Here is a 12,780-nt window from a genome sequence, read left to right as displayed (position 1 = left end):
GACGCCGCCGCTCAAGCATTATCCCCTTCGGTCGAGGTTCTTTGGGACCTTCCCGGCTGGCCTTTCGAGCCCCATTTCCAGCCGCTGATTGCTGGCATGTCGTCGCCGTATTTCTCGATGTATTGCCTGTGTTCGATCAGCTTCTCGCGAATTGCCTGTTTGAAATAGGCAGCGCGCGCACCGAGTTGCGGCAGCCGGTCGATGACGTCCTCGACCAGATGGAAACGGTCCATCTCATTCAGGACCACCATGTCGAACGGCGTCGTCGTCGTTCCTTCTTCCTTGTAGCCGCGGACGTGTAGATTGCCGTGATTGGTACGGCGGTAGGTGAGTCGGTGAATGAGCCACGGATAGCCGTGGAAGGCGAAGATGATCGGCTTGTTCTTGGTGAACAGTGCATCGAAATCGCGATCCGGCAGCCCGTGTGGATGCTCGGATGGCGGTTGAAGTTTCATCAGGTTCACCACGTTGATGACGCGGACTTTCAGTTCCGGCAGGTGCTCCCGGATCAGCTCGACTGCCGCCAGCGTCTCAACTGTTGGAACATCGCCACAACATGCCATCACGACGTCTGGCTCACTTCCCTTGTCGTTGCTTGCCCATTCCCAAATGCCGAGACCCTCGCTGCAATGCTTGATGGCCTGATCCATCGTGAGCCACTGCGGGGCGGGCTGCTTGCCTGCGACAACGACGTTGACGTAGTTGCGGCTGCGCAAGCAGTGATCCGTCACCGAGAGCAATGTATTGGCGTCCGGCGGCAGATAGACCCGGACAACCTCCGCCTTCTTGTTGACCACGTGATCGATGAACCCCGGGTCCTGATGGCTAAAGCCATTGTGGTCTTGCCGCCAGACGTGGGAACTCAGGAAGTAGTTAAGCGAGGCGACCGATCGCCGCCATGGAATGTCGTTGCACACCTTCAGCCATTTGGCGTGCTGGTTGAACATCGAGTCGATGATATGGATGAAAGCTTCATAGCAGGAAAAGAAGCCATGCCGGCCGGTCAGCAGGTAACCTTCCAGCCAACCTTGGCATTGATGCTCGCTGAGCACCTCCATCACTCTGCCATCGGGCGACAGATGATCATCTTCCGGATAGATCTCCGCCATGTAGCAGCGGTCGGTGACCTCCAATACATCCTGCCAGCGATTGGAGTTGTTCTCATCGGGGCTGAACAGTCGGAAGTTCTTGCTGTCCATGTTCATCTTCATGATATCACGGAGAAACTTACCCATCACCCGCGCCGCCTCGGTGTGGGTTTGCCCGGGCCTTGGAACGGAGACTGCGTAGTCGCGGAAGTCGGGCATCTTCAGGTCCCGCAACAGCAATCCACCATTGGCATGCGGATTGTCGCTCATCCGACGATGCCCCACGGGGGCCAGCGCCGCCAGCTCTGGCTTGAAGCGGCCATTGTCGTCAAACAGTTCCTCTGGGCGGTAGCTCTTCATCCATTCCTGCAGAATTTGGATGTGCTCCAACTTGTCCATGTCGCCCATCGGCACCTGGTGCGCCCGCCAATAGTCCTCGCACTTCTTACCGTCGATCTCGGGGGGGCAGGTCCAGCCTTTCGGCGTGCGGAAAACGATCATCGGCCACATCGGACGTTTCACGTTGCCCTTGGTGCGGGCTGCTGCCCATATTTCCTGGATATCCGTCACTGCTGTGTCGAGCACGCCGGCCAATTGCTGGTGCACGCTTTCTGGGTCACTGCCTTCGACGAAATATGGCGTGTAGCCCATGCCTTCGAAGAATTTCCTTAGCTCTTCACGGGGAATGCGGGCCAGGAAGCACGGGTTGGCGATCTTGTAGCCGTTCAGATGCAGGATCGGCAGCACGCAGCCGTCGCGAGCCGGATTGAGGAACTTGTTGCCGTGCCATCCCGTCGCAAGCGGCCCCGTTTCGGCTTCCCCGTCGCCGACGACGCAAGCGACAATCAGATCCGGGTTGTCGAACGCCGCCCCGTAGGCGTGGCTAAGGGCATAGCCCAGCTCGCCGCCCTCGTGGATGCTGCCGGGGGTTTCCGGCGCAACATGGCTGGGGATGCCGCCGGGGAAGCTGAACTGCTTGAACAGCTTCTTCATGCCTTCGTCGTCTTGGCCGATATTGGGATAGACTTCGCTGTAGGTGCCTTCGAGATAGGCGTGCGCAACCAGCGACGGTCCGCCATGTCCCGGTCCGATGACGTAGATCATTTCAAGGTCATCGCGTTTGATCACGCGGTTGAGGTGCACGTAAAGCATGTTCAAGCCCGGCGAGGTGCCCCAATGGCCAAGCAGCCGTGGCTTTATATGCTCGCGTTTCAATGGTTTTTTCAGCAGCGGATTGTCGAGAAGATAGATCTGACCCACCGACAGATAGTTCGATGCCCGCCAATAGGCGTCCATCGACTGTAATTCTTTTTTCGAAAGGGGGCCGCCCGTTGCTATCTTCTTGTGTATGGCGACCTTTGCGTCTCCAGTCGTCTTGAGCGAAACCATGGTATCTCCTCCTCTGAGCCCAGATTGCTACGGTAAGATCTTCCAAGGCGAGAAATCATCGAGTTTTTAAATGCCAGGAGTTTTTAAATGCCAGCGATTGAAGAGGGCGGTGCGATGCTTGGCGGAAGGAATGCTAAGCGCGAGGCATAGTCTGCCCCGCGATCGTTATCGACCGAATATGCGATTGGTGCCCGTTTCAATCAGCCTAAGGCGCTGGCACGCCGTTGCGGCGGTCCATCACCCATGCCTCCTGCTCCTATGTATCGCCCTGCCGTCAAAAAACGGCTTCGTGCCAGGCTGTCTATGCGTAAGAGCTAATACTCTCACGAAACGCGTCTGAAGCACAGTCAAATTCGAAGGTGTCTGAGGTTTAATCCGAAGCCGATGGCAAAGAGCCTGCTGACTCTCACGGACGATCGCCGGAGAAGTGTTCAACCACTCGCGTCACGCCCCTGACACTTTCGGCAGCGACGCGCGCTGCCCTCTTGCATTCCTCCGTGTCGATGCTTCCCCACAGGTGGGCCACGCCGTCAGTAACCGTTACGGCCATGTCTTTTCCTAGAAGACTTGAATTTTCGCTGAGGCGTATCGCAATGCTGCGACGGATGGCCTCGTCACCTGGTGCGGTTTCATCACGATCGGCAGCAACGATCGCCTTCAGCAGATCTGCACGACTGATGATGCCAATCGGCACGCCATCTCTCATCACGGGAATACGTTTTATCCGGTGTTTCTGCATCAAGGCTGAGACCTGGCCCAGAGACGTGTCCTCGCCTACGACGACCGGGTCGCGGCTCATGACGTCGGCAACTTTCCACGCGTTGCTCTTGACGTAAGCCGTGGCTTTCTCTTCGGCGGTAAGGGCAAACGTTCCGAGTTCGGCGGCGGCTGCCCCTCCTAACTCCGTTCTCCGCAGCAGATCACCTTCACTGAGGATCCCGATCAGGCGACCCGCATCGTCGATGACCGGGACGCCACTAACCTGATTTGCGAGCATGATTTCGGCGGCTCGCCGAACGCTGTTATCCGGTGATACACCGACAAGCTTCGTGGTCATCACATCTTTGACTAGCATCTCCGCACGACCTTCCCCCAAAGAGGGCAACGAGGATTTGCTAAATTAAACCTGTTGCGGGTGTACGACAACCAAATTAACGGCGTTGCCGCGCCCTGTCTCAGGCGCGGTTCACCGTCCATGTCCAGCTGCCATCCTCACCGCATTCCAACACCGCATCGTGGCAATCGCGCAGGACGTCAGTTTCCGCGTTGTTGATGCAGGTGATCGAATTTTCAGAAAGTATCTGCAGGATCCTGGGAAATTGTTCGAGACCAAGCGTCGTGTCGATTCGATCCAGGAAGACGAACTGCGGGGCCGCGAGAAGAATATTGACGAGCGCGAGGAGTTGCTGCTCCTGCAGCGAAAGCAACTTTTCCCAATCCTTCTCGGCATCTAGCCCGCCCGCTTGTGCTAGCACCCGTTCGAGATTGAGCTCGTGCAGGAGCTGGATGATGCGGTCGTCGGGGATTTTGCTCGAGCGTACGTTGCGTACGAGAATCTGGTGCAGCGTGCTTGTCGGAAGATAAGGCCGCTGAGGGAGAAAGAGTATATCGTCGGGACCTGGGCGAATGATGCGCCCGGAGCCCTTGAAGGAAATGCCGGCTGTCGCTCTAAACAGCGCGACGCGTGCAGCTTGAGCCGGCCCCGTGATCAAGACACGCATCCCGATGGGGATCGAAACCGACAAGTCTTTGACGACAGGAACTTCGCTCGCCGATGACAGCAGAGTCAACCTCTCATAGGCCAGACGCCCTTTTTCTTCGACAATCGCGATACCTGATCCTGCGGGTGCTCGTACCTGTTCTATAGCCTCCATCAGCGAGCTAAGCCGCGCCACGACCGCAGCGAACGTCGAGATGGACTGGAACTGGGTTATGATCAGCGAAAAAGCCCCCACCAGCATTGCGAAAGCTGCGCCGGACTGGGTGATCACGCCGAAGTCGATGTCCCCTCTCATGTAGGCAGGAGCAATGATTAAGGCGGGAATGATTTGGATCAGCCAGTTGTAACCCGTGGTGAAGAATCCCACGTTGCGATTGATCGCGGTGACTTTGCGAAAATTGGTGACCGCATCCTCGAGTCGCTGCAGTAGACGAAAGCTCTGCTGTTCTTCGCAATGTGCCAGCACAATGGATTCGGCGTTTTCTCGAACTTGAATTAGGCCGGAGCGGAAGCTGGCCTCCTTGTCGAGCTGATCGTAGTTCAGTTTGATGAGAGGTCGCCCAAGCGCGATCGTCAGGTACGACCCGCAAGCGGCATACAGAACGGCCACCACAAACAGCAGGGGACTTATCGACCACAGCACACCGGAAAAGGCTATGATTGTGAGGCTGCTGTTGAGTACCATCAGGACGAAGGACAGCGTAGTGACCGTGAATACACGCATGTCCTCAGTGATCCGCTGGTCGGGGTGGCTAAGCTGTCCCGACACATCCAGCTGATAATAAGCCCTGTCGGCGAGATAGAGATTGATGGCCCGCCGGGTGAGGAATTCCCGCCAGAGCAGCGCAAGGCGTTCCTCAATGAACCGGGAGACGACCGCGACGATGGTGAATGCCGCAAAGACCCCGATATAGAATATTGCCTGCCGGATGAATTCGGGCGTTTCGCGATTGGCGATCGCGGTCATGAAGTTACGGCCGACGTAACTGTTGACGACGTTCAGGCTGCTGAGCGCGAACAAGAGCGCCACGAGCCCGGCAAACATCAAGCCAGCTTTGCTGCCGACCTCCGATGTCATGAAGACCCTGACCGCTCGTACGAAGCGAACGGCGGTTACCTTGAAGGGAATTTGTCGCGTGTCCATGGCATCCCTTTTGGCAAGCTCGAGTTAAAAGTAGGAATGGCCTCTTAGTCGTTGGGCAGCGCCAAAACCGAACGTCTATGAGAAGGCCGTAAAGTGAAGATCTGCCGGATAATCTGACCAATATACTCCCTCAACCGGCGGCCTGCTCACACTTCCTGTGACGTCGTCGGCGATGAATCGGCAATGAGGATCGCCTCCACGGCGAGGTCGCGCATCAACAGACATACGCGGAGCGTGCAGCCAGCCATAGCTGGGCGAATAAGCCCCTTAGACAATCGATACCAACTACGTCCTCGTAGAGCGGGTGCATTGCCTGTTCAGCGCAGACGACAAGGAGGGCTTTTTGCGTTTCCAGAAGTTCCTCAGCAGGGGCGCTTATGATGAATACCCGATCTGCTTACATGCTTGTTCGAGTGTCTGAACCACGCCCTTCTCCCCGATAGGCGAAGCGTGCATGGTCCTCGGATCAACCCATTTATCGGTTCTTAAGCAAAGAATGACAGCTTAGCTGCAATCGGTGGTGAGGGTGCATTCGTGGTAAATGGCTTGATGTCGCGGGTTCGCATTCAGACGAAGGTGCTCGTACTTTTGGCACCATTCGTCATTAGTCTATGCGCAGTGGGACTGACGGGGTACTACGCGTCCAGCCTCCTCGAGGGACGGATGGAGATCTCCAACCATGTCTTGCAGTCCCTGAACGGGTTCAAACATGTTTCTTCCAGCATGACCGGCTTTCTGATGAAACCGTCGCAGGAAGCTCGTGATACCGCGCTTGCGGACGCCCGAGAGCAACTGGCAAACCTGAAGCAGACGATCGAGAGGCTAAGGCCGACGACCGATGTGGGGCTTCTTGACCGGGCGCTTGATCAGTCGCAAATCATCCCGCAAAAGATCGAAGCGATCTGGCAAATCGAAACGGGACAGCAGAAAATTCTCAGTGATGTGGACGCTGCTTCCGCTGCACTACTTGACCTGCAAGGGCAGGTTGGCAAGCGCTCGTTCATGCTGATGGCCAGTGCGAAAAAGATGGAAAATGCCAACAAGAGCGGCCTGAGCAATTCCGTCTCCATCAGCGCCGCCGCCAGTGTCGCGACAAAACTTCGCAATGACTATACGAACGCGACGACGCCGGCTGACAAAGTTAGCCTGCTAGCCAAATATGCGCCCGATTTGCAAAAGGCAAAGGAGCAGCTTTCGCCTGCTGTAGCGACCGAAGCCCTCGCCGCGCAGTATGCCGCTGCTGTGGATGCCATCGCCAACGCTTCGAAGGTGTCGCCTGACATTTTGGATGTCCCAGCAACGGATACCGCCGTCGCCAATCTTGCTGCAACTGGCGACAGTCTCAAGACGATTGGCGACGATCTGATGCGGACCTCCGTGCTTGCGCTTGCCGCGTCGGACAAGGATATCTCTCAAGCGACGAATGTCGGCAACGAACTGCGCGCCATCGTTAACAGCAATAACGAGATCCGCGTCGGCTTCGCCGAACTCGCCGGCAATCCAGATGACGCGCGAGTGAAGAAAGTCCAGCAGTCGATCTACATGTATCAGACCGAGCTCGGCCGTCTCGCCGGCGTGGTGAACGACGATCCGGTCTTTGCCGAAATTCCGAAGAAGGCTCAACCCGTCCTCGATCTGCTTGCGGCGAACGCGGCAGCGCTCTCCGAAGGCGCGATGCGCAAGCTGGCTGAGTTCGACAGCGCTGCGGGGCAGATCGACAACACCTGGAACCTGCTTGCTCAATTCGCCGAGACGCAGAGGCAAAATGCTGGCCAGGATCGTCAACAGGCCAATAGGATATCCGGCGGCGCGATTGTCATTGGCATACTGATTGCTATGACCGCAGGTGCCGCGCTGGTCGTCACCCTGAAGGGACCGATCACCCAGATTACCGCAGCGATGCGCAAGATCGCAGAGGGAAGGCTCGATACCACAATCACCGGCGAGGCGCGGGGCGACGAAATCGGGGAAATGGCCCGTGCGCTCTCCGTCTTCAAACAAAATGCGCTGTCGAATGTCGAAATGGAACAACAGGCCGAGATCGCGCGTAGTGATGCGGAATCTGAGCGCGCCCACAACGAACTCGAGCGACGTAGCGCCAAGGCCCAGGTTGACGCCGCAATTGAGGCGCTTGCAGACGGACTCACACGGCTGTCGCGCGGGGAGTTGAATTTTTCGATCGATACGCCCTTTGCCGCCGAACTCGACCGGATCCGTATCGATTTCAACATGTCGGTGGCGGGTCTCAGGGAGACGCTCTTCGATATCCGCGAGACGTCTTCCCTCATTAGCGACAATGGCCGACAGATGGCGGAAGCCGTTGATGACCTGGCCAGTCGAACGGAAAAGCAGGCGGCTGCACTTGAAGAAACCGCAGCGGCAGTGGAGGAGATTTCTTCCGCCGTCAACACCTCTTCAGGACTGGCAGCAGCAGCGCTTGCGCTTGTCCAACGCGCCAAACAGGGCGCCGACGCCTCGGCTTCAGTGGTCCAAGACGCGGTTTCGGCCATGGGACGGATTGAGGACGCGTCGGGCAAGATCGTTCAGATTGTCAGCGCCATCGACTCCATCGCTTTCCAGACCAATCTCTTGGCCCTGAACGCGGGAGTCGAAGCGGCGAGAGCCGGTGAGGCCGGCAAGGGCTTTGCTGTCGTGGCGCAGGAGGTGCGGGAGCTGGCGCAGCGATCGGCTCGCGCAGCCAAGGAAATCGGCGAGCTCATCAATAATTCCGTTCGAGAGGTTGCGTCCGGCTCCGAATTCGTCGGCCGCACGGGCGATGCGCTGACAGAGATTTCCAGCGAGATCGTCCACATCGTCGGCCATATTGAACTCATCGCCTCGTCAAGCCGCGAACAGGCAACGACACTTCATTCGATCAACGCGTCGGTGAACGATATTGATCGTATGACGCAGCAAAATGCGGCGATGGTGGAAGAGACGAATGCTGCCACCCAACAGCTATCGTCCGAGGCGCTTGCACTTACCGACATGATTGCACGCTTTCGGCTTGAAGGCCGCGAGAGCCCGGCTTCAAGAGGATACGAGGCTGCGGCATGACGGCAGCACGTATTCGCAGAGCCTGTTAACTTGCTTTGATATGCATGGTTTCCGATCAGAAAGCTGATGAGTGATACGTTTCCCTTGATCAGTTTTCAGGCGCACGATCGTTGCTAAAATAGCAATATTCTAATATACGTGGAGCCGGCGCTTTAATATTTTCGCAACGGCAAGCAACGTCCCACCGAATGGCGGGCGTTTATTATCCTATTCACCAGGCGTTCGATTTCATGAAGTAGATCAGGGATTTATAGGGGGAGGAATAAATGCGGCAATGGGCACCTTCTTTACAGACGGCTCCGCATGGAAGGCGTCGTCTTTGGTTTGCTGTCTTGGGATTGACAGCGCTCTGTGTAGCGGTGTTCTCAGCTGGAGTCGCGTCCGCGCAGGCGCCGACTGAAGAGCAGCGCAATGCGATCAGGGCGGAATGCCGATCCGATTTCATAGCGCAATGTTCAGGGGTGACGCCGGGCGGCATCGAGGCGCTCACTTGTCTGCAACAGCATGATGCCACACTGTCGGCTGGCTGCCGGAAGGCGGTGTCGGCGCTGAGCAAACCCAAGTCGACATCCGCGGAGCCGGCTCCGGCTGCGCCCGCGACCACTGGGTCGACCACCCCAGCGCCGGCGACGGGCGCACCGGCACATCAGCCGACGCAGGCGCAGCGCAATGCCGTCAAATCGGCCTGCCAACGCGATTTCATGACGCAATGCTCGGGCGTCACACCGGGCGGCACGGAGGCACTCAGCTGCTTGCAACAGCACAATGCCGCTCTATCGGCGCCGTGCCAACAAGCCGTTGCGGCCTTAGGAGGATCAACTGGGGGAGGATCAGCCGGATCAACCCCAGCCGTCGGGGGTGCTGCTGCGACGGTTGCGACCACGCCTGCTCCTCGGGCCATGATGCCGGCCTTCTCGCCACGCGAGGAACTGATGATCCTGCGCGAAACCTGCGGATCGGATTTCCAGGCCCTGTGCCGCATGGTGCCTTTGGGTGGAGGGCGGGGGATCGCTTGCCTGCGGGACAATCTGCAACGTGTGTCGCCTGCCTGCCACAGGGTCCTGACCTCGGGATTATAGCGTCTGTTCGAAACTCGCGCTGTGAAGTGCCGCCAACAACCTGCCCCGGCGCGAAACCGCAGGTGATCGCGCAACAGGTTGTTGCAACAGCCTTACTGAACCTTCGGCATCTCCGCCTCTGCGACGCCTGCGGCCTTTGCGCGGCCTTTCCAATATTCCTCGAGGCGCTGCAACACGACGTAAAAGGACGGTACGAAGAGCACAGCGAGGCAGGTCGAGGCGATCATGCCGCTGAAGACCGATATGCCGATCGACTTGCGGGCCGATGCGCCGGCGCCGGTCGCCAGCACCAGCGGCAGGACGCCGAGGATAAAGGCGAAGGAGGTCATCAGAATTGGCCGGAAGCGCAGGCGGGCGGCCTCGACGGCCGCGTCCAGGATTTCCATGCCCTCCGCCCGCTTTTCCCGCGCATATTCGACGATCAGGATGGCATTCTTCGATGCAAGCGCGATCAGCAGAATAAGGCCGATCTGCGTATAGAGATTGTTGGCAACGCCGGCTGCCGTGAGTGCTGCCACCGTGCCGAGGAGGGCGAGCGGCACGGCGAGAATGACGGCGAAAGGCAAGATCCAGCTTTCATACTGGCCCGCGAGCACGAAATAGACGAGGAGCATGGCGAGCGCGAAGATGAAATAGATCTGCCCTCCCACGGCCTTCTCCTGATAGGACAGCGCCGTCCACTCGAAACCTGTGCCCGGCGGCAGTGTGCGATCGGCAATCTGCTCCATGACGTCGAGCGACTGGCCGGAACTGAAGCCGGCGGCAGGCCCGCCAACGATGGTTGCTGTGGGGTAGAGATTGTAGAGGCTGATCAGAGACGGGCCTTGCGTCGTCGAGACATCGACGACCGTGCCGAGTGGCACCATCGTCCCGTCACCGGCTTTGACCTTCAGATTGCGGATGTCTTCGGCGCTGACCCGGAAATCGGAAGCGGCTTGCGCATAGACCTGGAAGGTGCGGCCAAATTTGTTGAACTGGGTCACATAGCTCGATCCGACATAGCCGGAGAGAGCGGAGAAGACCTGCCCCACCGTAATTCCCAGCGTCTCCGCCTTGATGCGATCGACGGAAACGGCGAGTTGCGGCACGTTCGAGCGAAAAGGCGTGCTCAGCCTTTGCAGAGACGATTGGGCACTGCCGTTCTTGACGATCGTATCGGCAAGCGATTGCAGCAGCGGGTAGTCGGAAATGCCGTTCCTGATTTCGACCTGCATGGTAAAGCCGCTGGCATTGCCGACGCCCTGGATCGGAGGCGGGACAACCACCAGCGTCTTGGCGGCCAGCAAACTTTGCAGCGCGCTATTCAGATGCTGGTAGATCGACAGCAGATCCTGCCCCTTCTGCTTGCCGCGCTCGTCCCAATCTTTCAGCACGACATAGGCAACGCCGGCATTCTGCAGGCTGGCATTGTTATCGAGAACGGAAATGCCGCTGATGGTCAGCACCTGATCGACGCCCGGTGTGGCTTCGGCGATCTTGCCGACCTCTTCCATCACCGCGTCGGTGCGCTCTTTCGAGGCGCCGTCGGGCAACTGTGCGCTGATCAGCACATAGCCTTGATCCTCGATGGGCAGAAACGCAGTCGGTAGGCGGGCGAGCCCCCAGACGGCGACCCCGATCAGCGCAAATGCTGCTATGACCATGATACCGCTGTGGCGGGTCATCGATCCGATCAGCCCGGCATAGCTGCGTTCACCCCTGTTATAGACCCTGTTGAAGCCGCGATAGAAGACGTTGCGTCTCTCTGGTGGGACTGGCGGTCGCAGCCAAAGCGCGCATTGCGTCGGTTTCAGGGTGACGGCATTGATCGCACTGATCAGCGCCGTGGCGGCGATGACGAGGGCGAACTGCCGATAGAGCTGCCCCGTCAGGCCAGGCAGGAAGGCGGCCGGAATGAAAACGGCCATCAGCACCAGCGTAATGCCGATGACCGGGCCGAGCAGTTCCTCCATCGCCTTCTCGGCCGCCTGTCGGCCGGACATGCCCGCCTCGATGTGCCGGGCAACCCCTTCGACGATGACGATGGCATCATCGACGACGATGCCGATGGCGAGAACGATGGCAAACAGCGTCGACAGGTTGACGGTGAAGCCCAATGCCGCCATGGCCGCGAAGGCGCCGATGATGGTAACCGGAACGGTGGTTGCCGGCACGAGCATCGCCCGCCAATCCTGCAGGAAGACGAGAATGACGATGAGAACGAGAACACCCGCCTCGATCAAGGTGACGTAAACCTCGTTGATAGAGGCCTCGACGAATTTCGTCGTGTCGAACGGCACGTGATATTCGAGGCCCTGCGGGAAGCTCTTCGAGAGCTCCTGCATTTTCGTGTTCACCGCCTGGGCCACCGCGATGGCATTCGCCTCCGGCAGCTGAAAAATGCCGATACCGGCCGCCGGTCGACCGTTCTGCATGAAGGACTGGCTGTAGGTTTGGGCGCCGAGTTCGACGCGGCCGATATCGCGGATGCGGGTAACGCGGCCGCCCTGTCCGCTCTCGACCTTGACGATGATGTTTTCGTAGTCTGCCGCCTCGTTCAGCCGGCCATTGACGTTCAGCGTGTATTGGAAGACCTGCCCTTTCGGCACCGGCGGAATGCCGATCTGGCCGGCGGCGACCTCCTGGCTTTGCTGCTGCACGACGCTGACGACATCCTGCGGTGTCAGGCCGCGCGCCTGCAGCAGGTTCGGATCCATCCAGATTCGCATGGCATACTGGCCGGCGCCGAACACGGTAACGTTGCCGACACCCGGAAGGCGGGCAAGTTCATTCTGCAGGTTGATGACGGCATAGTTCGACAGGAACAGGCTGTCATAGCGGCTATCGGGCGAGGTCAGGGTGACGAAGCCGAGGATCGCCGTCGATTTCTTTTGCGTCGTCACGCCCTGAAGCTGCACCGCTTCGGGAAGCGATGACATCGCTATGGCAACGCGGTTTTGTACCAGAACCTGGGCCTGGTCCGGATCCGTTCCGATGGCAAAGGTCACGGTCAGCGAATAAGTGCCGTCGCTGGCGCTCGTCGACTGCATGTAGAGCATGTCCTGCACGCCGTTGACCTGTTGCTCGATCGGCAGCGCGACGGTGTCAACGAGGGTTTGGGCGTTGGCGCCCGGAAAGCGTGTCGTCACCTGTACCGTCGGCGGGACGACATTCGGATATTGCGCCACAGGCAGTTGGAAAAGGGCCACCGCGCCGATGAGCACGAAAACCAACGCCAGAACGTTGGCGAGTATCGGTCGCTCGATGAAGAAGCGCGAGATCATGCTGTTGTCCTTAGACGTTCAGATGAACCATGGTGGCGAA

At 58.6% G+C, this 12,780-nt stretch carries 6 protein-coding genes; 2 read left to right on the top strand and 4 right to left on the bottom strand.

The annotated features are described in order from the left end of the window. Window positions 1-11 precede the first annotated feature (11 nt). From U5G49_RS19510 to U5G49_RS19500, 3 genes are all read right to left on the bottom strand, one after another. Complete coding sequence (locus tag U5G49_RS19510; RefSeq protein ID WP_113544240.1) at window positions 12-2,477, bottom strand: phosphoketolase family protein; 2,466 nt, start codon at window positions 2,475-2,477, stop codon at window positions 12-14. A 406-nt stretch (window positions 2,478-2,883) separates the two neighbouring features. Next, window positions 2,884-3,552: a CBS domain-containing protein gene (locus tag U5G49_RS19505; protein WP_018446430.1), complete on the bottom strand. Its 669-nt coding sequence runs from the start codon at window positions 3,550-3,552 to the stop codon at window positions 2,884-2,886. Between the two features lie 100 nt (window positions 3,553-3,652). Next, complete coding sequence (locus tag U5G49_RS19500; protein WP_193446719.1) at window positions 3,653-5,341, bottom strand: ABC transporter ATP-binding protein/permease; 1,689 nt, start codon at window positions 5,339-5,341, stop codon at window positions 3,653-3,655. Window positions 5,342-5,875: 534 nt separating this feature from the next. Here U5G49_RS19500 and U5G49_RS19495 point away from each other — a divergent pair. Further along, window positions 5,876-8,398: a methyl-accepting chemotaxis protein gene (locus U5G49_RS19495; protein WP_193446720.1), complete on the top strand. Its 2,523-nt coding sequence runs from the start codon at window positions 5,876-5,878 to the stop codon at window positions 8,396-8,398. 266 nt (window positions 8,399-8,664) lie between these two features. Further along, window positions 8,665-9,477, top strand: a complete 813-nt coding sequence (locus U5G49_RS19490; protein WP_246289447.1) for a hypothetical protein — start codon at window positions 8,665-8,667, stop codon at window positions 9,475-9,477. A gap of 92 nt (window positions 9,478-9,569) precedes the next feature. On the opposite strand, the gene U5G49_RS19485 is transcribed toward U5G49_RS19490, so the two are convergent. Further along, a complete protein-coding gene (locus tag U5G49_RS19485; protein ID WP_193446721.1) occupies window positions 9,570-12,740 on the bottom strand; it encodes an efflux RND transporter permease subunit in 3,171 nt (1,056 codons plus the stop codon). Window positions 12,741-12,780: the final 40 nt, after the last annotated feature.

Source organism: Rhizobium indigoferae, from assembly GCF_034554815.1.
Lineage (GTDB): Bacteria > Pseudomonadota > Alphaproteobacteria > Rhizobiales > Rhizobiaceae > Rhizobium > Rhizobium leguminosarum.
This window is presented reverse-complemented; position numbering and strand designations above follow the sequence as displayed.

Coding starts and splice junctions, on each gene's coding strand:
- U5G49_RS19510 (WP_113544240.1), bottom strand. CDS start 2,477: ATGGTTTCGCTCAAGACGACTGGAGACGCAAAGGTCGCCATACACAAG.
- U5G49_RS19505 (WP_018446430.1), bottom strand. CDS start 3,552: ATGCTAGTCAAAGATGTGATGACCACGAAGCTTGTCGGTGTATCACCG.
- U5G49_RS19500 (WP_193446719.1), bottom strand. CDS start 5,341: ATGGACACGCGACAAATTCCCTTCAAGGTAACCGCCGTTCGCTTCGTA.
- U5G49_RS19490 (WP_246289447.1), top strand. CDS start 8,665: ATGCGGCAATGGGCACCTTCTTTACAGACGGCTCCGCATGGAAGGCGT.
- U5G49_RS19485 (WP_193446721.1), bottom strand. CDS start 12,740: ATGATCTCGCGCTTCTTCATCGAGCGACCGATACTCGCCAACGTTCTG.